Source organism: Xanthomonas sp. LF02-5, from assembly GCF_034105325.1.
In the GTDB taxonomy this organism is placed as follows: Bacteria; Pseudomonadota; Gammaproteobacteria; order Xanthomonadales; family Xanthomonadaceae; genus Xanthomonas_A; species Xanthomonas_A sontii.
The window spans coordinates 159,053-180,011 of record NZ_JAXGGF010000004.1 but is presented as its reverse complement, the minus strand read 5'-3'; the positions used below and the strand labels follow the sequence as shown (position 1 = coordinate 180,011).

At 69.2% G+C, this 20,959-nt stretch carries 20 protein-coding genes and 1 pseudogene; 8 read left to right on the top strand and 13 right to left on the bottom strand.

Annotated elements, in window-relative coordinates; genetic code table 11:
• Positions 1-14 precede the first annotated feature (14 nt).
• Entirely contained in the window at positions 15-1,436 is a 1,422-nt protein-coding gene (locus SLW52_RS12235) for a deoxyribodipyrimidine photo-lyase (RefSeq protein WP_320740465.1), read from the bottom strand.
• A gap of 497 nt (positions 1,437-1,933) precedes the next feature.
• On the opposite strand from SLW52_RS12235, the gene SLW52_RS12230 reads away from it, so the two are divergent.
• Positions 1,934-2,446 (top strand): hypothetical protein, encoded by a 513-nt coding sequence (locus SLW52_RS12230; RefSeq protein WP_043092206.1) that lies wholly within the window; start codon positions 1,934-1,936, stop codon positions 2,444-2,446.
• A gap of 82 nt (positions 2,447-2,528) precedes the next feature.
• Here SLW52_RS12230 and SLW52_RS12225 read toward each other — a convergent pair whose 3' ends face one another.
• The 6 genes from SLW52_RS12225 to SLW52_RS12200 all read right to left on the bottom strand — a co-directional run bounded on the left by SLW52_RS12225 (position 2,529) and on the right by SLW52_RS12200 (position 8,212).
• Positions 2,529-3,947, bottom strand: coding sequence for a replicative DNA helicase (locus SLW52_RS12225; RefSeq protein WP_017909018.1), 1,419 nt, complete (start codon positions 3,945-3,947; stop codon positions 2,529-2,531).
• Between the two features lie 263 nt (positions 3,948-4,210).
• Positions 4,211-4,765, bottom strand: a complete 555-nt coding sequence (locus SLW52_RS12220; protein ID WP_320740466.1) for an NADPH-dependent FMN reductase — start codon at positions 4,763-4,765, stop codon at positions 4,211-4,213.
• 52 nt (positions 4,766-4,817) lie between these two features.
• Complete coding sequence (locus SLW52_RS12215; protein WP_295932404.1) at positions 4,818-5,495, bottom strand: glutathione S-transferase family protein; 678 nt, start codon at positions 5,493-5,495, stop codon at positions 4,818-4,820.
• A gap of 37 nt (positions 5,496-5,532) precedes the next feature.
• The gene (locus SLW52_RS12210) at positions 5,533-6,072 is read right to left on the bottom strand and encodes a GNAT family N-acetyltransferase (RefSeq protein ID WP_295932406.1); all 540 of its coding nucleotides are present in this window, start codon (positions 6,070-6,072) and stop codon (positions 5,533-5,535) included.
• 48 nt (positions 6,073-6,120) lie between these two features.
• Positions 6,121-7,296 carry an acyl-CoA dehydrogenase family protein gene (locus tag SLW52_RS12205; RefSeq protein ID WP_208602417.1) on the bottom strand — a complete coding sequence of 392 codons (1,176 nt, stop codon included), beginning with the start codon at positions 7,294-7,296 and terminating at the stop codon, positions 6,121-6,123.
• 100 nt (positions 7,297-7,396) lie between these two features.
• On the bottom strand, positions 7,397-8,212 hold the full coding sequence (locus SLW52_RS12200; protein WP_026143201.1) for a glycine zipper 2TM domain-containing protein: 816 nt from the start codon (positions 8,210-8,212) through the stop codon (positions 7,397-7,399).
• Between the two features lie 173 nt (positions 8,213-8,385).
• On the opposite strand from SLW52_RS12200, the gene SLW52_RS12195 reads away from it, so the two are divergent.
• The 3 genes from SLW52_RS12195 to SLW52_RS12185 all read left to right on the top strand — a co-directional run bounded on the left by SLW52_RS12195 (position 8,386) and on the right by SLW52_RS12185 (position 11,341).
• A complete protein-coding gene (locus SLW52_RS12195; protein ID WP_017912800.1) occupies positions 8,386-8,622 on the top strand; it encodes a DUF6116 family protein in 237 nt (78 codons plus the stop codon).
• A gap of 6 nt (positions 8,623-8,628) precedes the next feature.
• On the top strand, positions 8,629-9,423 hold the full coding sequence (locus SLW52_RS12190) for a TatD family hydrolase (protein WP_320740467.1): 795 nt from the start codon (positions 8,629-8,631) through the stop codon (positions 9,421-9,423).
• Between the two features lie 481 nt (positions 9,424-9,904).
• Positions 9,905-11,341 (top strand): EAL domain-containing protein, encoded by a 1,437-nt coding sequence (locus SLW52_RS12185; protein ID WP_320740468.1) that lies wholly within the window; start codon positions 9,905-9,907, stop codon positions 11,339-11,341.
• Here the strand turns inward: SLW52_RS12185 and SLW52_RS12180 are convergent.
• A complete protein-coding gene (locus tag SLW52_RS12180; protein ID WP_320740469.1) occupies positions 11,338-12,150 on the bottom strand; it encodes a tRNA threonylcarbamoyladenosine dehydratase in 813 nt (270 codons plus the stop codon). The genes SLW52_RS12185 and SLW52_RS12180 overlap by 4 nt on opposite strands.
• 131 nt (positions 12,151-12,281) lie before the next feature.
• Here SLW52_RS12180 and SLW52_RS12175 point away from each other — a divergent pair, with 131 nt between their 5' ends.
• The gene (locus tag SLW52_RS12175; protein WP_320740470.1) at positions 12,282-12,716 is read left to right on the top strand and encodes a hypothetical protein; all 435 of its coding nucleotides are present in this window, start codon (positions 12,282-12,284) and stop codon (positions 12,714-12,716) included.
• A gap of 251 nt (positions 12,717-12,967) precedes the next feature.
• Entirely contained in the window at positions 12,968-13,450 is a 483-nt protein-coding gene (locus tag SLW52_RS12170; RefSeq protein ID WP_017912805.1) for a glycine zipper 2TM domain-containing protein, read from the top strand.
• A gap of 85 nt (positions 13,451-13,535) precedes the next feature.
• Here SLW52_RS12170 and SLW52_RS12165 read toward each other — a convergent pair whose 3' ends face one another.
• Complete coding sequence (locus SLW52_RS12165) at positions 13,536-13,754, bottom strand: cold-shock protein (protein WP_017909030.1); 219 nt, start codon at positions 13,752-13,754, stop codon at positions 13,536-13,538.
• A 239-nt stretch (positions 13,755-13,993) separates the two neighbouring features.
• Between SLW52_RS12165 and SLW52_RS12160 the strand changes: the two genes are divergently transcribed.
• Together SLW52_RS12160 and SLW52_RS12155 are read left to right on the top strand one after the other, a co-directional pair.
• Entirely contained in the window at positions 13,994-14,479 is a 486-nt protein-coding gene (locus SLW52_RS12160) for a DUF456 domain-containing protein (RefSeq protein ID WP_026144378.1), read from the top strand.
• Between the two features lie 142 nt (positions 14,480-14,621).
• Positions 14,622-15,773, top strand: coding sequence for a phospholipase A (locus SLW52_RS12155; RefSeq protein ID WP_026143478.1), 1,152 nt, complete (start codon positions 14,622-14,624; stop codon positions 15,771-15,773).
• Positions 15,774-15,831: 58 nt separating this feature from the next.
• Here the strand turns inward: SLW52_RS12155 and SLW52_RS12150 are convergent.
• The 4 genes and pseudogenes from SLW52_RS12150 to SLW52_RS12135 all read right to left on the bottom strand — a co-directional run bounded on the left by SLW52_RS12150 (position 15,832) and on the right by SLW52_RS12135 (position 20,958).
• Positions 15,832-17,885: pseudogene (locus SLW52_RS12150) on the bottom strand (TonB-dependent copper receptor).
• A gap of 35 nt (positions 17,886-17,920) precedes the next feature.
• Positions 17,921-18,334, bottom strand: a complete 414-nt coding sequence (locus SLW52_RS12145; protein ID WP_319017678.1) for a DUF2946 family protein — start codon at positions 18,332-18,334, stop codon at positions 17,921-17,923.
• A 358-nt stretch (positions 18,335-18,692) separates the two neighbouring features.
• Positions 18,693-19,328: a glutathione S-transferase family protein gene (locus SLW52_RS12140; protein ID WP_267119433.1), complete on the bottom strand. Its 636-nt coding sequence runs from the start codon at positions 19,326-19,328 to the stop codon at positions 18,693-18,695.
• A gap of 109 nt (positions 19,329-19,437) precedes the next feature.
• Positions 19,438-20,958, bottom strand: coding sequence for a fumarate hydratase (locus SLW52_RS12135; RefSeq protein ID WP_320740471.1), 1,521 nt, complete (start codon positions 20,956-20,958; stop codon positions 19,438-19,440).
• Position 20,959: the final 1 nt, after the last annotated feature.

The window sequence follows — 20,959 nt, the reverse complement described above, 5'->3', positions numbered from 1 at the left end:
ACACGGCGCAGTGCTCAGCCGGCGGCGGTCTCGCGATAGGCGGCCAGCGCCGCATCGCGGCCGGCGGCCAGGTCCACGATCGGCTGCCGCGGATACTGCGGGGCGGCGCGCGCCAGCCGCTGCGGCGCCTGCCAGGGCGCAAAGCGGTCGGCCACCGGCAGCGCCGCCAGTTCCGGCACCCAACGCGCGATGTACTCGCCCTTCGGATCGAACTTCTGCGCCTGGGTCACCGGATTGAACACGCGGAAATACGGCGCGGCATCGGCGCCGGTGCCGGCCACCCACTGCCAGCCCAGGGTGTTGTTGGCCAGGTCGGCATCGACCAGGGTGTCCCAGAACCAGCGCGCGCCTTCGGACCAATGCACGCGCAGGTGCTTGCACAGGTAGCTGGCGACGATCATGCGCACGCGGTTGTGCATCCAGCCGGTGTGCCACAGCTCGCGCAGGCCGGCATCGACGATCGGCACGCCGGTGCGTCCGCGCTGCCAGGCGTGCAATGTCGCCGCATCGGGCTTGGCCCAGCGAAAGCGCTCGAAGCGCGGATTGAGGTTGCGCTCGGACGTGTCCGGGAAATGGTGCAGCAGGTGGTGGGCGAAATCGCGCCAGCCGAGCTGGCGGATGTAGCCGTCGATCGCCGCGGCGGTGGCGGCGCGGCGCTGCCGTTCCAGCGTCGCGACGATGCGCCATGGCGCGATCTCGCCGAAATGCAGGTGCGGCGACAGCCGCGAGGTGCCGACCTGGTCGGGGCGGTCGCGGCCATCGAGATAGTCGCGCAGCGCGCCGTCGACGAACACGTCCAGCGCCTCGTGTGCGCCCGCCTCGCCCGGCTGCCAGACCTCCCAGAAGCCGCGGTCCCAGTCCAGCGCCGGCGCCAGGCCGAGTCGTTGCAGCGGCAGGCTGTCCAGATCCTTGGGCGGCGCTGGCAGCGCCTTCGGCGCGGCCTGCAACGCGGGCACCTGCCAATGGCTCAAGGCGCTGCGCCAGAACGGGGTGAACACCTTGTACGGGCCGCCCTGCTGCGTCGCCAGTTGCCAGGGTTCGAACAGCAGCGCGCTGTTGTGGCTGTGCACCTCCAGGCCCTGCTCGCGCAGTTCGCGCTTGAGTCGCGCATCGCGCGGCTGCGTGGCCGGCTCGTAGCGGCGGTTCCAGTACACCGCCACCGCGCCGCAGTCGGCGATCACCTGGCGCAAGGCGGTCTCGGCCGGGCCCTGGCGCAGGATCAGGCGCGAACCGCGCGCGCGCAGTTGCGCGTCCAGCGCCGCCAGCGAGCGCTGCAGCCAACTGCGCGAAGCCGCGCCGGCGGCCCATGCGCCCTCGTCTTCCGGGCTGTGCAGATACACCGGCACCGGCGTATGCCCGGCATCCAGAGCGGCCTGCAAGGCAGGTTGATCGTGCAGGCGCAGGTCGCGCCGGAACCAGACGATGGCGTAGCTCATGCGAAGGGACGCAGCGAAGGACGCGCCATGATACGGATCGGGTGCAGCGGCCAGGTGAGCATGCGGCGCGAGTCGCACATGCTTCGACAACGCCGATCCTGGCGCAGCACGTGTCGCGCTGGCCGGATTTCGTAGACATCGCGGCGCGCCGCGCACGCGCGCCTCGTCCGCCCTGCTATAACGCCGTGGCGGGCGCCGTCATGTCGAAACGGCGCCGCGACCGCTGCTGATGGATGACGTTCCGGGGAAGGACGTCATTCGTGCTTTCGCTGCACCGCGCACGACACGGCCACGGCCGTCTCGCGCGCACGGGGAACATCCGCCATCGCTTCTGCGACCTCACGGCCACCACGGCCGGCGAGCGCGGCTGCGTGCGCCCCGAACCGCCCGCGCCCGGACCTGCATCGACAGGGCCGCGACGCGCTGCGGGCAGCCAACGGCGCAGCACGGTCATGCCCATCGCAGACATCCGCAAGACTCTCAGGAGAGCAAGATCCATGGACAAGCGCATCGCAAAAGCCGCCCTCACCCTCGCACTGAGCCTCGCCGCCCCGTTGGCGATGGCCTGCACCGCCGAACCCATCCAGCTACAGAACGAGGTCAGCCTCGACAACGGCATCGAGTGCGGCGGCGGCGGCGGTGGCGGCGGCAGCACGCCGGTCTACACGCTGCAGGGCGTGATCCAGAACCAGGGCTACGAGTCCGACGGACGTCCGGCCGGCGGCAAGCGCCTGAAGATCCGCGCGTACTCGCGCTTCGCCAACGCCAACAACGACCGCGTCGACGCCAACTACATCAACGTGCGCTGCAACGCCTACGACCAGATCGGCAACGGCTACACCACCGACTACGACGAGGAAGGCAATGGCGCGCTGGTCGACGTGCACTTCAAGTCGAACTTCGTCTACGGCATCTATCGCAAGATCACCGTGGTCTGCACCCACCACGCCGAGTACGGCGCCAACACCTACGACGCCACCAGTAACGCCGAGATCGAGATTCCCTACTGATCGCTGCGTCGCGCCCTCAAGCCGGCGCCCGGAACGTACCGGGCGCCGCACTCGCAAGATGATGTGCGCGTAGCGCGCAGGCTTACTCGAACGCGCCTACCGAATCGTGGGCGAGATTGTCGAAGCGGGTGTATTCGCCGAAGAACTTGAGCTTGCACGACCCGGTCGGGCCGCCGCGGTGCTTGCCGATGATGATTTCGGCCAGGCCCTTGTCCGGCGAATTTTCCTTGTTGTAGTAGTCGTCGCGGTAGATGAACACGATCATGTCCGCGTCCTGCTCGATCGCGCCGGATTCGCGCAGGTCGGCCATCACCGGGCGCTTGTCGGTGCGGGTTTCCAGCGAGCGGTTGAGCTGCGACAGCGCGATCACCGGCACCCCCAGCTCCTTGGCCAGGCCCTTGAGCGAGCGCGAGATCTCCGAGATCTCGGTGGCGCGGTTCTCGCTGTTGCCGGGCACCGACATCAGCTGCAGGTAGTCGATCACGATCAGGCCCAGGTCGTGCTCGCGCTTGAGCCGGCGCGCCTTGGAGCGCAGCACTTCCGGCGACACGCCCGGCGTGTCGTCGATGAAGATCTTGGTCTCCTTGAGCATCTTGATCGCGCCGGTGACCCGCGCCCAGTCCTCGTCCTCGAGCTGGCCGGTGCGCAGGCGCTGCGCGTTAATGCGGCCGTTGGAGGAGATCAGGCGCATCGCCAGCTGCGAGGCGGACATTTCCATCGAGAACACGGCCACCGCCTTCTTCGACTTGATCGCCGCGTATTCGGCGATGTTCAGCGCGAAGGTGGTCTTGCCCATCGCCGGACGCGCGGCGAGGATGATCAGGTCGGTCGGCTGCAGGCCGGCGGTCATCGCGTCGAAGTCGTTGTAGCCGGTCGGCAGGCCGGTGATGTTGCCGCCGTTCTCGAAGCGGTTGCGCAGTTCCTCGAACGCGTCCTTCAACGCGCCGGGCATCGCCACGAAGTCGCTGCGCCCGCGCGCGCCGGCCTCGGCGATCTGGAACACCGCCTTTTCCGCCGATGCCAGCAGTTCCGAACTCTCGCGCCCTTCCGGCTGGAAGCCGTCGTTGACGATGGTGGTGCCGACCTCGATCAACTGCCGCAGCACCGCCTTGTCGCGGACGATCTCGGCGTAGGCGACGATGTTGGCGGCCGAGGGCGTAGTGCTGGCCAGTTCGATCAGGTAGGCGCCATCGCCGACCATCTCCAGCTTGCCCTGCGATTCGAACCACTCGCCCAGGGTCACCGCGTCGAACGGGCGTCCCTTCTCGGCCAACTCGCGGATCGCGCGGTAGATCAACTGGTGATCGCGCCGGTAGAAATCGTTCTCGGTGAGCTGGTCGTTGACCCGGTCGTAGGCGTCCGGTGCCAGCATCAGGCCGCCGAGCACGGCCTGTTCGGCCTCGATCGAGTGCGGCGGCACGCGCAACTGGTCGAGACGCGGCTCGCTGCGTTCGCTGCGCTCGCTTTTGCGATCGCCGCGGTAGCCGGGACGGGCGGACATAGGCTGGGTCTTCTCTGTGGGGCGCGGGCGCCGGGCGCGGCCTCACCGCGGCCCGGGCGCCGATTTTAGTCGCCGCGCCCGGCCGGGGCTAGGGCGACGCTCAACACAGGGCGCCTGCCTGAGCGGCGGCACCTGCGTCGTCCCGCCTCGCCAGAGGCTGGGGGCAAGTCTGGGGACAAGCGGTTGAGAACCTCGCCGAGGCCGCGTCGCACAAGGCCCGCCCTGCCCCATCCGCGCACCACGGCACGCGCCGCGGTGGCGCTTCAGGCCTGCAGTTCGTCGATCCAGGCGATGAACTTGTCGACGAAGCCGGCGAGGAACTTGCGCGTGCGCTCGTCGTCGATCGCGCCGTCCTCGGCGATCAGGCCCTCCTTGAACTGCAGAAAGATCTCCGGCTGCCCCAACACCGGCATGTCCAGGTAGGCCAGCACGTTGCGCAGGTGCTGCTGCGCCAGGGCGGTGCCGATCGCCCCCGGCGAGGTCCCGCACACCGCCGCCGGCTTGCCGGCGAAGGCGCTCTCGCCGTACGGCCGCGAACCCAGGTCGATGGCGTTCTTGAGCACGCCGGGAATGGAACGGTTGTATTCGGGGGTGACGAACAGCACCGCGTCGGCGCTGCTGACCTGCGTCTTCAGGCGCCGGCCCTGCGCCGGATAGTCATGGTCGTGGTCCTGGTTGTACAGCGGCAGGTCGCCGATCTCGACGTACTCGAAACTGGCGCGGTCGCCCGCAAGTCGCTCCAGCGCGTGCGCCAGGCGCCGGTTGAACGATTCCTTGCGCAGGCTGCCGACGAACACGGCGATGCGGTACTGGCTCATGGCGTTACTCCTGACCGAATGGACCTGCAGGCTAGCTGCCGGCGCGCGGCAGTCAGGTGAACGCCGTTGACGTCCCGGTCTGCGTCAGGCGTGCCTGCACGTCCTCCGGCAGCGGCGGCAGCGCCACGAAACCCGGCGTCGCGCGCACCCGCTGCAGCCAGTCGCACAGTGCCGGATACTGGGTCAGCGCGATGCCGGCATCGCCGGCGCAATGCGTATAGGCGAACAACGCGATATCGGCGATGCCGTAGGCCGGCCCGGTGAACCAGGCCTGCGCCTGCAGGTGCTGCTCCATCACCGCCAGCGCCCCCAGCGCGCCCTCGCGCAGGCGCGGCAGTTCGGCACGGCGCGGCGAGTCGGGCGGCGTCCAGCCGCAGACGAAGCGCGCCACCGCCACATAGGGTTCGTGGCTGTACTGCTCGAAGAACAGCCAGCTCAGCGCCTGCGCGCGCTGCCAGGGATCGGCGGGCAGATACCCGGTGCCCTCGGCCAACCAGCACAGGATGGCGTTGGATTCGGCCAGCACGCGCCCGTCCTCGCGTTCCAGCAACGGCACCTTGCCGTTGGGATTCTTGGCCAGGAACGCCGGGGTGCGGGTCTGGCCGTTGGCGCTGTCGACCTCGACCCAGCGGTAGCCACAGCCAAGCTGGTCCAGCAACAGCCGCACCTTGTAGCAGTTGCCGGACAGCGCCATGCCGTACACGGTCAGGGGAAAACGTTCGGATGCCATGCGCTGCTCCTGTGTCGAATGCTGCCGTCGTCGTGGCTCAGCCCCGCGCCTGCCACTGCGCGCGCGACTGCCCCCACACTTCCACGTCTAATGCCTGCAGCGGCTCGGGCAGGCGGTCCTGGCGCAGGTAGCGCGAGCCTAGCTTGGCCGCCACCGCCTTGGAGTTGGCGTTGTCCGGCACGATGGTGTGGATCACCTCGGTCCAGCCCAACTGCGCGAACGCCCAGCCGATCGACGCCGCGGCCGCCTCCGGCGCATAGCCCTGGCCCCAGAACGCGCGGGCGATGCCCCAGCCGACCTCCGGACCCGGCCAGCCGTACGGCTGCCAGGGACCGACCCGGCCGATCCACTGCCCGCTACGCTTCTCGATCACCGAGAACATCGCAAATCCCTGCAACTGCCAGCTGCCGACCAGCGAGGTCAGGCTGCGCCAGACCACCGATGGCGCCTGCACGCCGCCAAGGTGATGCATGGTCTCGGCGTCGGCGGAAAAGGCGCAGAACGCCGCGAAATCCTCGGCAGTGGGCGGGCGCAGCACCAGGCGCTCGGTTTCCACGCGCACATCGAAGACGCTCATCGTCGGTTCTCCTGTGAACAGGCCCGCAGCCGGCCGCGGGCCTTGGATTCAAAACGCATTGATGCCGGTCAGTTCGCGACCGACCACCAGTTGGTGCACGGTCTCGGTGCCCTCGTAGGTGATCACCGATTCCAGGTTCAGCGCATGCCGGATCGCGCCGTAGTCGGTGGTGATGCCGGCGCCGCCGAGCAGGTCGCGGCATTCGCGGGCGATGTCCAGGGCCATGCGCACGTTGTTCCACTTGGCCAGCGATACCTGCGCCGGCTGCAGCGTGCCGGCGTCCTTGAGCCGGCCCAGTTGCAGCGCCAGCAACTGCGCGCTGGCGATGCGCCGTGCCATGTCGGCCAGCTTGATCTGCGCGCTCTGCGTCGCCGCCAGCGGCCGCCCGAACAGCATGCGCTCGCCGGCATAGGCCAGCGCCTCGCGCAGGCAGGCGATGGCCGCGCCGATCGCGCCCCAGCTGATGCCGTAGCGGGCCTGGGTCAGGCAGCCCAGCGGCCCCTTCAGACCGCGCACGCCGGGCAGGCGCTGGCTGTCGGGCAGGCGCACATCGTCGAAGAACAGCGCCGAGGTCACCGAGGCACGCAGGCTCATCTTGTGCGCGATGTCCTGGGTGCCGAAGCCCGGAGTGCCGGCCTCGACCAGGAAACCCTGGATGCCATCGTCGGTCTGCGCCCACACGATCGCCACGTCGGCGATGCTGCCGTTGGTGATCCACATCTTGCTGCCGCTCAGGCGCCAACCGTCGCCGTCGCGCACCGCACGGGTCTGCATCGCCGCCGGGTCGGAGCCGCCCTGGGACTCGGTCAGGCCGAAGCAGCCGATCGCCGTGCCGGCGGCCATCGCCGGCAACCAGCGCTGGCGTTGCGCGTCGCTGCCATAGGCATGGATCGGGTACATGCACAGCGAGGACTGCACACTGACAAAACTGCGCAGGCCGCTGTCGCCGCGCTCCAGTTCCTGACAGATCAGGCCGTAGCAGACCGCGTTGAGGCCGCCACCGCCCTGCCCGGCCGGCAGGCTGGCGCCGAGCAGCCCCAGTTGCGCCAGTTCCGGCACCAGTTCGCGCGGGAACCGCGCCTGGTCGAAGGCGTCGCCGATCACCGGCAACACCTTGGCATCGACGAAGCGCGCCACCGCCTGCTGGATCGCGCGCTCCTCCTCGCTGAGCAGCGCGGCTACGTTGAACAGGTCGTCGCAAGGCAGGGGCATGGCGGCATCCACGGCGAAAACCGCATTGTATCGGTCCCGCCCGCACCGCCGCCCGCAGATAGACGAAGGCCGGCGCACGCGCCGGCCTTCGGAGGTGCAACCGCGCTGCGACTCAGCGCTGGCTGACGGCGACGTCGCCGGCCGAGGCGGTCTGGGTGACCAGGCGGCCGTCCAGCACCGGCAGGCGGTCGCTGTTCGGGCGGTCGTCCATGCGCACGGTCTTTTCCTGGCCGTCGTAACGGTAGGTCACGTCATAGCCCTTGACCACGTCCTGCGTGCCCATGGCGATGCGGCTGCCCGGCTTGCTGTCCATGCGCATGGTGCCGGTGGTGCCGTCGTCGTTGCGGTAGGTCACGTTGTAGCCGGTGATGGTCGAGGACTGCGCGGTGCTGTTCTCGGTGTGGCACTGGCGCTCGGTGCGGTCGACCACGCGGCCGCCGACATGGTTCTGGTCGATGCGGTTGCCGATGAAGCCACCGGCCACCGCGCCGGCCGCGGTCGCGGCCTTGCGGCCGTTGCCATGGCCGATCTGGTTGCCGAGCAGGCCGCCGACCACCGCGCCGACCACGGTGCCGCCGACATTGCCGTCGCGCTCGGGCAGGCGCTCCTGCACCACCACGTCGTTGCACACCTGGCGTGGCGTGGTGGTGGTGGAGGTCTGGCGCAGCGGCTCGGTGCCGATCACCTCGGCGTAGCGCTGCTGCTTCTGGGTGATCGGGTCGACCCGGACCACGTCGGCGTACTCGAGCTTGCCGCCGACGCTGTTGTCCATCGCGCTGTCGCCGCGGGTATTGTCCAGGGCCGGGCGCACATCGCCGCTGGCGACGTCCACGGGTTTGTCGCGATTGTTCATGAAGGCCGCGGTGGCGACGCCGCCGACCAGCAAGGCGCCAGCCGCGACCAGAACGGTTGTCGTAGTGCTTTTCATGTGTGCTCTCCTGCGGGCTGACCGCGTTGTCTACGGTGCTGTGATTACCATGCCGAAGCTGAACCGATCCGCTCCCTATTCAGTAACGCGGCGTACACGCGACTGGTAACGCCCCCGGAACGTCGCCATATCAAAGCTGTTAGCGTTTCCACCGCTGCCCCGGAGCACCTGACATGCCCAACCCGATCGTCTATCCGCTGCTGCGCTGGGCGGGCAAATTGCGCTACCCGACGCTGTTCAAGATCACCGCCGGGCTGTTCGTGCTGAGCGTGCTGCTGCCCGATCCGGTGCCCTTCATCGACGAGATCGTGTTCGGCCTGGGCACCCTGCTGCTGGCCAACTGGAAGACCCGCACCCCGGCGCCGGCCACCGAGCCGCTGAACTCGACCGCGCAACGCGTGCGCCGCTGAGCGCCGATGCCGTTGATCGACAGCCACTGCCACCTGGACGCGGAAGAGTTCGATCCGGACCGCGACGCGGTGATCGCGCGCGCGCAGGCGGCGGGCGTGCAGGCGCAGGTGGTGCCGGCGGTGACCGCGGCGTCCTGGGCGAAGCTGCGTGCGGTCTGCGCGGCCGCGCCCGGCCTGTATCCGGCGTATGGCCTGCATCCGCTGTTTCTGGCCGAGCACCGGCCCGAGCACCTGGCCTTGCTCGGCGAGTGGATCGAACGCGAGCGTCCCTGCGCGATCGGCGAATGCGGCCTGGACTTCTTCGTCGAAGGCTTGGACGAAGCCGACCAGCAGCGCTACTTCGCCGGCCAGCTGCAACTGGCACGAGAGTTCGACCTGCCGGTGATCGTGCATGCGCGGCGCGCGGTGGACGCGGTGATCCTGGCGATCCGCAAGGTCGGGCGCCTGCGTGGCGTGGTGCACAGTTTCGCCGGCAGCGCCGAGCAGGCGGCACAGTTGCAGTCGCTGGATTTCCTGATCGGCCTGGGCGGGCCTGTCACCTACGCACGGGCGCAGCGCCTGCGCCGGCTCGCCGCCACGGTGCCGTTGCAACAACTGCTGCTGGAAACCGATGCGCCGGACCAGCCCGATGCCGCGATCCGCGGCCAGCGCAACGAACCGGCACGGCTGCGCACGGTGCTGGACACCATCGCCGAGCTGCGCAACGCACCTGCCGCCTCCATCGCCGCGCAGACCACGGCCAACGCGCAGCGCTTGTTCGGCCTGCCCGACGTGCTTCCCGACACAGCCGCGCCGGGCTGACGCAGGACTGTCCCGCAGACACAGCGCACACCGCTCGCCGGCGTGGTTGCGCCCCGCGCAAGCGCCGCTCGGCACACAGGCACACATGCACGCTGGCCAACGCGCAGCTCCACGCTGCAGCAATCCGCGCGAACGTCGCTTGCCGCGCATCTTTCGTACGAAACTGTGAACTGGGCTACCGGATCACGGTCTTTCGACAGGGTTTCCGCCTGCTGGCTTCTGCTACTGTGCACCGCGCTGAACGGCGAGCGGATCTTTTGTCCGCCAGGCACCGGAGTGTGAACCCGTTTGCTCTCAGCACAAGGCTCGGCGGCCGGCTCGATGGCACGCGTTCTGGCAGATCGGATCATCCTGGCGTGAAACAACCGGCAAGCCGTATCCCCTACCCGCTTCTCCACAGCGCGCGGCGCACGCGTGCGATCGCCTCCTCCGCGGCCGCCCCGGCGCGAGCGGAGCCATCGCGCATGCGAGCGCCACGACGATGAAAAGCGGCGCGAGTTCGGAGAAACACGTCTCCAACGGCGAAAGCTGGGTCTCCCTGAAATTCCGCGACAGCAATCGCAGCCGCAAGATGCGCAGCACCCTGACCCTGGCCGGGGTCTCGTGCACCACGCTCGGCGCCTTCTGGACCGTGTGCTACCTGTACTACGGCCGGCCGGAACTGGCGCTCGCCTTCGTCGGGCTCACGGCGGTCGGCCTGCTCGCGCTGTGCCGCCGCCGCCATTGCGACGAGGCCTCGTTGTCGCTGGTGGCGCATGGCGTGTTCGTGGTGGTGCTGGTGATCTCGTTCATCGATGCGCCGATCGGTATGGTGCCGCGCTCGGTGCACACCTTCTTCCTGCCGCTGGCGGCCGGCGCGCTGTTCGTGTTCGACCGCAGCCGCCGCTACCGCGCGCTGGTGTTCCCGCTGGCGTGCCTGGGCGCCTTCGTCGCGTTCGGTTCGGGCGAACTGGACTGGCTGGCGCCAGCGTCCTCGCCGCCGCCGGGGATGCGCCGGCTCGGCGCGATCTCCAACATGGCCTGCGCGGCCGGCCTGCTCGCGGCGATCCTGCACATCTACCGCAACGACGTGAACGCGCGCATTTCGCTGGAGCGGGAACTGGCGCGCGCAGTCGGCAACGGCGAGATCGAGGTGCTGTACCAGCCGCAGGTGAGCGCGAACGGCAGCATGCTCGGCGCCGAGGCGCTGGTGCGCTGGCGCCATCCCAGCGGCAAGCTGCTGACCCCGGACAAGTTCATCCCGCTGGCCGAAGAAAGCCAGCTGATCCGGGACGTGGGACTGGAAGTGCTGCGTCAGGCCTGCAGCACGCTGCGGCGCTGGTCGCACGAGCAGGATCTGCGTGCGCTGGTGGTCGCGGTGAACGTCAGCCCGGTGCAGTTGCTCGATCCCAACTTCGTGGCGTCGGTGAAGCAGGTGATCACCAGCGAGGGCGTGGCGCCGGCATCGCTGGAATTCGAGCTGACCGAATCGGCGCTGTACGTGGACACCGCCGGGGTGCGCGCCAAGATGCACGAACTCAAGGCGTTCGGCATCGGCTGGGCGCTGGACGATTTCGGCACCGGCTTCTCGTCGCTGGCCATGCTCAGGACGCTGCCGGTCACCAAGCTCAAGATCGACCGGCAGTTCGTCAACGACGCCAAGGCCGACGAGTCCTCGCGGCGCCTGCTGGCCAAGATCGTGGAGATCTCGGAGGTGATGGGCATGGTCGCGCTGGCCGAAGGCATCGAGGATGCGCAGCAGTGCGAGATGCTTTCGGCCATGGGTTGCCGGCACTTCCAGGGCTTCCTGTTCGGACGGCCGCAGCCGGCGCACGACCTGGAACGGCTGGCCTTCCTGCAGGCCGGCACCGAGCGCAACCTGATGAGCGGCGCGGCCACGCGCGCCCCGGACGCGCCGCCGCCGTCCAGCGCGTGCTAGGCGGCCGCCGCCTCGCGCGCCACCGCGCGCTTCAACAGCATCTCCAGCGCCTTGCCGACCGCAGCGAAGGCGAACGCACCGGTGATGTGGGTGGCCGCGCCCAGCCCGGCACCGCAGTCCAGGTTCAAGGCCGCATCCGGCCCCAGCACCGGCCGCAGTCCGCAGACGCTGCCATCGGCCTGCGGATAGCGCACGTTCTCCAGCGAGTACACCGCCGGCACGCCGAAATAGCGCTGCGGGTTCTTGGGGAAATTGAACTCGCTGCGCAGCTTCTTGCGGATCAGCGCCAGCATGGCGTCGTGCTCGGTGCGCGACACGTCGCGGATCCGCACCAGGGTCGGATCGGTGCGCCCACCGGCCGAGCCCACGGTCAGCAGCGGCAGCTTGCGCCGGCGGCACCAGGCGATGGTCTCGACCTTGACCCGAAAGCTGTCGCAGGCATCGATCACCAGGTCGAAGCCGGCATCGAGCAACTCGGCGATGTTGGTCGGGGTGAGGAAAGCCTCGACCGCCACCGCCTCGATCTGCGGATTGATCGCCACGCAGCGCTCGGCCATCGCCACCGCCTTGTTGCGTCCGTACTGCCCGGCCAGCGCCGGCAACTGCCGGTTGGTGTTGGACACGCAGATGTCGTCGGCGTCGATCAGGGTCAGATGCCCGACGGCCGAGCGCGCCAGCGCCTCGACCACCCACGAGCCGACCCCGCCCATGCCGACCACCGCCACACGACAGCGCGCCAGCCGCGCGATCGTGCCTTGCCCGTAGAGCCGGTCGATGCCGGCGAAGCGTTCGCGCCATTGTTCGTTCATCCGCGCATTTTAGGGGATTGCCTGGGGAGCCGGGATTGGGGGATTGGGGATTGGGGATTCGCGCCTGGCGTCCGCGCGCCGCCTTGCAGCAGGCGTACCATCGGCACTCCATCCCGCTGCGCATGCCTGCCATGGCCAAGCCGCCCTCATCCCCGCCCGCCTCCACCTCACGCTATCTGTTCGTGCTGCTGGCCGGCCTGTTGCTCGGCCTGGTGCTGACGGTGATGGCGCTGCGCGCGGTGCAGGCGCGGCAGGATCCGTTCCCGCGCAGCCTGATGCAGGTGATGGGCAAGCAACTGGCGCTGCTCGAACGCGACACCGCGCACCGGCAATGCAGCGGCGCGGGTCCGCAGGCGCGGCTGCGCACGCTGCGCCTGCTCGGCGACGAACTGGGCACGGCGTTTCCCGACCTGGCCGACGACAGCCGCTTCCGCGAGCACGCCGATGCGCTGCGCGCCGGTGTGGACGCGGCGCTGGCACAGCCGCCGACCGACTGCGCCGCGCTGGCGCAGGCGCGCCAGCAGATCGACGAACGCTGCGACGCCTGCCACCGCGATTTCCGCTGAGCGTTCGCTGAGAGCGGCGCCGAGCTTGCTGCAGGGGTTTCGCTGACGGACCGACGCAGGCCTCGCTGCGCTGTCGGCGTGGCTTCAGCGCACATGTGCCAGTGCGCGTATCGATGAATTGCCGCTGACGCAAGCCGGCGCGAGGCTGAACGGCACCTGCCAGGGTTGGCGTTTCATTCACGCAGGGGTGGACAGGATGCGTGCGAACGCGGCGCTGCCGCCGCGCTCCATCACTGTCGAGGAGAGCACCCATGAAGATTCAACTGATGGCCACCGCTGCCGTGGCGACCCTGGCGCTGGCAGGCTGCGCCACGTCCCCGGGCTATGGCGGCGGTTACGGCGGCGGCTACAGCCAGCCGGCGCGCGGCGGTTACACGCAGACCCGCTGCGCCGACTGCGGCATCGTCACCCGCATCGACACCGTACCGTCCGGCCGCACCGCGCCGTCGGCCACGGGCGCGATCCTGGGCGGCATCGTCGGCGCGGTCGCCGGCCACGAGATTTCCGACCACACCGGCGGCAGCAAGGGCAACCAGAACGTGTCGGCGGTGGCCGGCGCGGCGGCTGGCGCGCTGGCCGGCAACCAGATCCAGAAGAACGTCACCAGCGACACCTACGACGTGCATGTGCAGATGGACGACGGCCGGGTGATCGTGGTCAACCAGCGCGACCTGGCCGGGGTGCGCGAGAACACCTACGTGCGCGTGGTCAACGGGCGCGTCGTGCCGCGCTGATCGGCCTCGGCGAGCTGCCCCGAAACGCAAAAAGGCCCGCAGCGCGGGCCTTTTTGCTGCGCGCGGCGCCGCGCGCGACAGCGCCTCAGAGCGGCTGCACCGCGTCGGCCTGCAGGCCCTTCTGGCCCTGCACCACGGTGAAGCTGACCTTCTGGCCTTCCTTCAGGCTCTTGAAGCCCTGGGTCTGGATCGCCCGGAAGTGCACGAACACGTCCTCGCCGTTTTCGCGGCTGATGAAACCGAAACCCTTGGCATCGTTGAACCACTTCACGGTGCCGTTTTCGCGATTGCCAGTGCCGTTCATGATCGACTTACTCCTTGGAACACGTCTCAGGGGTGGGTACGCCGTGGGGTGCGGCGGCTGGTTGCAAGGAGGAAGCGAGGTATAACGATGTAGCGGATCGGTGGATCTACCGCATCAGGCCACGATTCACGGTGACCTTTGCAAACGCAGCGGCTGCAACTTACCCCGGTCAAAATGAAAATGCAATCAGCAAAAAGACCCCATCTGTCAACCCCCAAATCTCCCCCGCGGTGAGCCACGTGGACCCTGCGTTCATCTATTACGTCTGTGCCGGTCTCCTGGTTCTGGTCGGGCTGGCAGGGGTGCTGCTGCCGGCCCTGCCCGGCACGCCGCTGATGTTCGCCGGGATGCTGCTGGCGGCCTGGGCCGACGGCTTCCAGCGGCTGGGCTGGCCGACGCTGACCGTGCTGGGCGTGCTCACCGCGCTGTCGCTGCTGGTCGACCTGCTGGCCACCGCGTTCGGCGCGCAGCGCGTCGGCGCCAGCCGCAAGGCGCTGTGGGGATCGGTGCTGGGCGGGATCGCCGGCATGTTCTTCATGCCGATCGGGCTGTTCGTCGGCCCCTTCGTCGGCGCCCTGGTCGGGGAGTACTGGCACGGCCGCGAGCTGCGCCAGGCGACCCGCGTCGGCGTCGGCACCTGGCTGGGCATCGTCCTGGGTACCGCCGCCAAGCTCGGCCTGGCGCTGGCGATGCTCGCGGTGTTCGCGGTGGCCTGGCTGCTCTGACGCAGTACGCCTGAAGCCGGCGTCGCGGCGGCAGCATGAACGTGTGATGACCCTGTTGTCGTCACTTCCTGTATTTTCCCTGCCGGCCATTCACCCCGGCAGCGCACCACCCGCCCGCGCCGCCCGTTGCAGCGAGAACCGCATGTCCCATCGTCAGGTCCGTCCCCTGTTGCTGCTGTCGATCGCGGCCGTGCCGCTTGCGCACGCGCAGGAAGTCCTGCCCACCCCCGCCTCGCCGGAAGCCTGCGTGGCGATTTCCAGCGACGCCGCCCGCCTGGCCTGCTACGACCAGGCGTTGTCGCGCCGCACCGCCGATCCGCAGGCCGCCGATGCCGCGGCAAAGGCTGCCAGCGAACGCCAGAAGCAACAGCTGGACGCCAGCGTGCCAGAAGACGCCGGCGTCGCCGAGCGCACCCGCCAGCGCGCCGCCGCGATCTTCAAGCAGGACCGCTACGACAGCACCATCGCCAATGCCGGCAAGGGCTCGCTGCTGGACAGCCGCTGGGAACTGGCCAAGGACTCCAAGCTGGGCACCTTCCAGCTGCGCGCCTACAAGCCGGTGTACCTGCTGCCGGCGTTCTGGACCAGCAAGAAGAACGAGCTGCCGTCCTCGCCGAACCCGGTCAACACGGTGACCACCGCCGAGCCGCTGGACAGCGTGGAGGCGAAGTTCCAGCTGAGCTTCAAGACCAAGATCGTGGAGAACATCTTCGGCGACAACGGCGACCTGTGGGGCGCGTATACCCAGAGCTCGCGCTGGCAGGTCTACAACGCGGAGCAGTCGCGGCCGTTCCGCGAGACCAACTACGAGCCGGAACTGATGCTGGTGTTCCGCAACAACTACAGCCTGTTCGGCTGGAAGGGACGGATGACCGGCATCCAGCTGACCCACCAGTCCAACGGCCGCAGCGATCCGCTGTCGCGCAGCTGGAACCGGGCGATGCTCAACATCGGCCTGGACCGCGACAACTGGGCGCTGGTGCTGCGTCCCTGGTACCGCATCCCGGAGAGCCGCAAGCAGGACAACAATCCGGACATCGAGGACTACATGGGCCGCGGCGACGCGACCCTGATCTACAACCGCAACGGCCACGAGGTGGCGCTGATGGCACGGCATTCGCTGCGCGGCGGCGACCGCTCGCACGGCGCGGTGCAGCTGGACTGGGGCTTCCCGATCAGCAACCTGCTGCGCGGCCATGTGCAGGTGTTCGACGGCTATGGCGAGAGCATGATCGACTACAACCACCGCGCCACCTACGTCGGCGTCGGCATCTCGCTGCTGGAATGGTTCTGATCGGCCACGGCTGAGCGGCGCACGCGACGCCCGCCTGGGCGTCGCGTGCGCCGGTCGCTCAGAACCGGTAGTTGCCCTTCAGCCAGAGATTGCGGCCCGGTTCGGCGATACGCACCGGGTCGGCCGGGAAGCCGAAATCGGCGCTGCCGGCCAGGTTGAGATGTTCGCTGTAGCGGCGGTCGAACACGTTGTCGATGCCGGCGCTCAGCCGCAGCCCCTCACTGACCCGGTAGCCGCCGCTCACCCCCAGCGTGGCGAAACCGGCGCTGCGGCCGAGGTCGCGGCCGACCACGTTGCCCTGGTCCAACGCCACCCGCCCCTGCCGCGCCACCGCGCGCAGCAGCGCCCCGGCCGACCAGCGCTGCCCTTCCCACTCCAGTCGCAGCCGCGATTCCAGCGGCGGCATCTGCGGCAAGGGCGTGCCGTCGCTGCGGTTCTCGCCCCAGGCATAGGCCAGCGTGCCGCCGAGGGTCAGGCCGTGCAACGGCTGCCAATCCAGTCCCGCCTCGGCGCCGGCGATGCGCGCATCGACATTGTCGACGCGGGTGGTGGTGCCCATCATGCCGCCGTCGGCATAGGTGAAGAGGATGAAGTCCTGCACCCGCCCGGCGTAGGCGGAGACCCAACCCTGCACGGTCGCGCCGCGGTACTGCAGGCCGAGATCGAGCTGGGTGGTGCGTTCCGGGCGCAGCCCGGCGAAGGCGTTGGCCGCGCCCATCGGGCCCATGTCGGCGGAGAACAGTTCCCAGTAGTCCGGCATGCGTGCGCTGCGGCCCAGGCCGGCATACCAGACGGTGTCGGCCGAGAGGTTGCGCTCCACGCGCAGAAAACCGCTGCCCAGGTCTTCGCTGCGCGTCTGTCCGGCAGTGGATTGGGCATGCCCATCATGCCGATGCTGCGCCGGGTGTCCTCGACCTGCGCGCGGTCCAGGCGCAGGCCGGCGATCCAGCGCTGCGCCGTGCCGGCGCCGAAGGTCGCCTCGGCGAAGGCGCCGAGATTGTCGAACCGCGCGTCGGTGCGCCACGGCACGGTCCGGTATGCGCCCTCGCCGCTGGCGCTGCGGTCGCGGTGGCGGCTTTGCTGGGTGTCGACGCCGGCCTGGACCACGACTTGGTCCCAGCGCCACTCCGATTCCACGCGCCCGCCGCTGGTGCGCCGGTCCACGTTGGCGGCCATCGGCATCGGCATCGCCGACTGCGGGTTGGGCCGGCGCAACGTGTAGTTGTCCATGACGTGGTCGGCGTCGTTGACGTAGGCGTTGGCGCGCAGCGCTTCCCAGGCGCCGGGCAGGTCGGTGCGCTCGAAGCGCGCGGCGTAGCTGGTGCGACGGAACTGGGTGCCGTCCATGCTGCGCCCGGCGTAGCGAGCCAGGCCGTCGCCGCTGCCGGCGGAGAGTTCCAGCACGGTGTCCGGGTCCGGAGTCCAGCCGACCGCGGCGTCGGCATTCCACTTGCGCCAGCGCGACGGCACCACTGCGCCGTCGCCATCGCGGTAGTCGCCGGACTCGGAGCGGTTGGCGTCCACGCGGGCGTAGCCGCTGCGGTTGCCGCCGCGCAGGTCCAGATTCTGATCGTTGCGGTTCCAGGACCCGACCAGCGCGCTGGCCTCGCCTTCCAGCGTCGGCGCCGCGTAATGCGGGGTGTCGCGCTCGAAGCGCACGGTGCCGGCGGAGGCGCCGGGCCCCCAGCGCACGGTCTGCGGGCCCTTGACGATGGTGAGCCGGTCGAAGGTCTCCGGCGCGATGTAGGACAAGGCGTTGTCCATCCGCGCCGGGCACGCCCCGACCAGGGTGCCGTCGTTGCTGAGCACGTTGAGCCGCGAGCCGAACATGCCGCGCAGCACCGGATCGCCGTTGGTGCCGCCGTTGCGGATCGCGGCGAAGCCCGGCACGGTCTTCAGATAGTCGGCGCCGTCGCTGGCCGGCACCGGCTGCCGCGGCAGCTTCGGATCGACCGTCCAGGTCAGCGGCGCGACCGGCGCGGTGGCGGTCACCTGCATCCGGTCGAGGGTGGTGGCATCGGGCGCCTCGGCATGGCCGGAAGCGGGAAACAGACTGACAAGAATGCAGCACGACAACGCCGCCCGCGCGGGCGACGGCAGGAACTGAGGCATGAGGTGAACTCCAGAAAAGAACGGCGCCGGCGCGCCTAGCGCACCGGAAACAGGAGAGCGTTCTGGAGATTCGGTGGCGGCCCGCGTGCGCCGTGCGCACGCCAGCGCACGGCGGCATGGACGCGATGACGCAGCGGCGTCGCGGCCCTCGGCGCCGGCAAGGCCGTGGCCAGCAGCAGGACGATCGCCAGCCACGGCAGCAGCCGTGCGGCGAGCAGGCAGTAATCGCAGGCGGCATGCGCCGGGCCATGGTCGCGCTGTGCGCCCGACACCTTGTGGTGATCGGCGTGGATCGCGTGCGCGGCACCGTGTTCCGGTGGCAGTTCCGGCATCGCCTGCAACCCGGCCGTCGTGCACATCGGCACCGACAGGCTTGCGGTCTCCAGCAGCCGGCTGGCCACCGGCGCGACCACCAGCAACAGCGCGGCCAGCAAGGCGGGCCAGCGCATCAGGCGGCGCAGTCGGGCGGGAGCACGGAGGACGGACACCGCATCATTCTAGGCGGCCGCGTCGGCAGCGGGTCGGCCGCAGTGGCGGGTGCGACAACGTGACGCAGGCGGGGGCGCCGCGTGCTGCTCGACGACGCGCGACGCCTCTTGCGCGCGGTGAATCACGTGAGCGGTCAGCGCATGTGCCTGTGAATCAGCGCTTTGCTGATTCGGCTCTCATGTCGAAGACCAGAAAAAAAGGACGAGCGGAGTCTCAACGAACCTATCTTCGTTGTCCGGGGAAGCTGCCGCGCCCCGACAGCCGACGCCCCACGACGTAGCCACCGTTGCTTCCGGAACCACGCTTCCGCGCCATACCTCACGCCCAATCGGTAATGCCTTCCCGCCGATAGGTTTCGTGGAACGCCGGGCGCGCCTTCATCCTGTCGGCCAGCGCCTTCAGCGCCGGCCAGCTGTCGGTGGGCCGCGGCATGTTGCGCGACCAGCGCATCAGCATGACCAGCACGAAGTCGGCGGCGCTGCAGTGCTCTCCCAGCAGATACGGGCCGCCCTGCTCCAGATGCGTCGCCACTTCGTCCCAGGCCTTTTCCAGGAACGCGCGGGCACTGGCGCGCACGCGCTCGGCATTGTCGGCACCGGCCGGTTCGTCGGGATAGAACCAGTCGCGGTAGGCCGGCATCAGAGTGTAGGCGCCGAACAGCATCCAGCGGTAATAGGCCGCGCGTTCATGGGTGCCGGGCGGCGGCGCCAGGCCGGCGTGCGGATAGAGGTCGGCCAGGTGCATGGCGATGGCGACCGATTCGGTCAGCACCTGCCCGTCCAGCACCAGGGTCGGTACCCGCCCCTGCGGGTTGAGCGCCAGGTACTCGGGGCTCTTCTGCTCCTGGCGCTCGAAATCGAGCATGCGCAGTTCGAAATCGACCTGCAGTTCGATCAGCAACCAATGCACGACGAACGAGGCGGTACTGGGCGAGCCGTAAAGCACGATGGACACGACGCTTTCCCCGGAGACGGAACCAGCGCCGATTATTGCCGCGGCGCCGGCGCACCGCCAGCGCCGCACACAACGCCGGCGACTTCGCCGGCGTTCGCGCTGCGGCCGATCAGGCCTCGACCACCACCGGGATCTTGCCGATGCGCGCCTGCCACTCGCGCGGGCCGGTCTTGTGCACCGACTCGCCGCTGGCATCGACCGCCACGGTCACCGGCATGTCCTTGACCTCGAACTCGTAGATGGCCTCCATGCCCAGGTCTTCGAACGCCAGCACCTTGCTGGCCTTGATCGCCTTGGACACCAGGTAGGCCGAACCGCCGACCGCCATCAGGTACACCGCCTTGTTGTCGCGGATCGCGGCGATCGCCGCATCGCCGCGCTCGGACTTGCCGACCATGCCCAGCAGGCCGGTCTGCTCCAGCATCTGCCGGGTGAACTTGTCCATGCGCGTGGCGGTGGTGGGACCGGCCGGGCCGACCACTTCGTCGCGCACCGGATCGACCGGGCCGACGTAGTAGATGAAGCGGTTGGTGAAGTCCACCGGCAGCGTTTCGCCGCGGTTGAGCATGTCGATCATGCGCTTGTGCGCGGCGTCGCGGCCGGTGAGCAGCTTGCCGTTGAGCAGGATCGTCTCGCCCGGCTTGAAGCTGGCCACTTCCTCGCGGGTGATGGTGTCCAGGTTCACCCGGCGCGCATTGGTCGGGTTGTAGGTCAGCGTGGGCCAGTCTTCCAGCGATGGCGGATCCAGCATCACCGCGCCGCTGCCGTCCAGGGTGAAGTGCGCATGGCGGGTGGCCGCGCAGTTGGGGATCATCGCCACCGGCAGGTTGGCGGCGTGGGTCGGGTAATCCTTGACCTTGATGTCCAGCACCGTGGTCAGGCCGCCCAGGCCCTGCGCGCCGATGCCCAGCGCGTTGACCTTCTCGTACAGTTCCAGGCGCAGCTCCTCGGCACGGTTGGACGCGCCACGGGCCTGCAGGTCGACGATGTCGATCGGCTCCATCAGCGCTTCCTTGGCCAGCAGCATCGCCTTCTCGGCGGTGCCGCCGATGCCGATGCCGAGCATGCCCGGCGGGCACCAGCCGGCGCCCATGGTCGGCACGGTCTTGAGCACCCAGTCGACGATGGAGTCGGAGGGATTGAGCATGGCGAACTTGCTCTTGGCCTCCGAGCCGCCGCCCTTGGCCGCGACGATGACGTCGACGGTGTCGCCGGGGACGACCTTCACGTTGACCACCGCCGGGGTGTTGTCCTTGGTGTTCTGGCGCTTGCCGGCTGGGTCGGCCAGCACCGAGGCGCGCAGCTTGTTGTCCGGGTGGTTGTAGGCGCGACGCACGCCCTCGTTGACCATGTCCTCCACGCCCATGGTGGCGTCGTCCCAGCGCACGTTCATGCCGATCTCGAGGAACACGGTGACGATGCCGGTGTCCTGGCAGATCGGCCGGTGGCCCTCGGCGCACATGCGCGAATTGATCAGGATCTGCGCGATGGCGTCCTTGGCCGCCGGCGACTGCTCGCGCTCGTAGGCCGCGGACAGATTCTTGATGTAGTCGACCGGATGGTAGTAGCTGATGTACTGCAGCGCGTCGGCGACGGACTGGATGAGGTCTTCCTGCTTGATCGAGGTCACG

Bases quoted from the DNA above. Each gene is read 5' to 3' on its own strand.
- SLW52_RS12235 (WP_320740465.1), bottom strand. From the start codon at position 1,436: ATGAGCTACGCCATCGTCTGGTTCCGGCGCGACCTGCGCCTGCACGAT.
- SLW52_RS12230 (WP_043092206.1), top strand. From the start codon at position 1,934: ATGGACAAGCGCATCGCAAAAGCCGCCCTCACCCTCGCACTGAGCCTC.
- SLW52_RS12225 (WP_017909018.1), bottom strand. From the start codon at position 3,947: ATGTCCGCCCGTCCCGGCTACCGCGGCGATCGCAAAAGCGAGCGCAGC.
- SLW52_RS12220 (WP_320740466.1), bottom strand. From the start codon at position 4,765: ATGAGCCAGTACCGCATCGCCGTGTTCGTCGGCAGCCTGCGCAAGGAA.
- SLW52_RS12215 (WP_295932404.1), bottom strand. From the start codon at position 5,495: ATGGCATCCGAACGTTTTCCCCTGACCGTGTACGGCATGGCGCTGTCC.
- SLW52_RS12210 (WP_295932406.1), bottom strand. From the start codon at position 6,072: ATGAGCGTCTTCGATGTGCGCGTGGAAACCGAGCGCCTGGTGCTGCGC.
- SLW52_RS12200 (WP_026143201.1), bottom strand. From the start codon at position 8,212: ATGAAAAGCACTACGACAACCGTTCTGGTCGCGGCTGGCGCCTTGCTG.
- SLW52_RS12195 (WP_017912800.1), top strand. From the start codon at position 8,386: ATGCCCAACCCGATCGTCTATCCGCTGCTGCGCTGGGCGGGCAAATTG.
- SLW52_RS12190 (WP_320740467.1), top strand. From the start codon at position 8,629: ATGCCGTTGATCGACAGCCACTGCCACCTGGACGCGGAAGAGTTCGAT.
- SLW52_RS12185 (WP_320740468.1), top strand. From the start codon at position 9,905: ATGAAAAGCGGCGCGAGTTCGGAGAAACACGTCTCCAACGGCGAAAGC.
- SLW52_RS12180 (WP_320740469.1), bottom strand. From the start codon at position 12,150: ATGAACGAACAATGGCGCGAACGCTTCGCCGGCATCGACCGGCTCTAC.
- SLW52_RS12175 (WP_320740470.1), top strand. From the start codon at position 12,282: ATGGCCAAGCCGCCCTCATCCCCGCCCGCCTCCACCTCACGCTATCTG.
- SLW52_RS12170 (WP_017912805.1), top strand. From the start codon at position 12,968: ATGAAGATTCAACTGATGGCCACCGCTGCCGTGGCGACCCTGGCGCTG.
- SLW52_RS12165 (WP_017909030.1), bottom strand. From the start codon at position 13,754: ATGAACGGCACTGGCAATCGCGAAAACGGCACCGTGAAGTGGTTCAAC.
- SLW52_RS12155 (WP_026143478.1), top strand. From the start codon at position 14,622: ATGTCCCATCGTCAGGTCCGTCCCCTGTTGCTGCTGTCGATCGCGGCC.
- SLW52_RS12145 (WP_319017678.1), bottom strand. From the start codon at position 18,334: ATGCGCTGGCCCGCCTTGCTGGCCGCGCTGTTGCTGGTGGTCGCGCCG.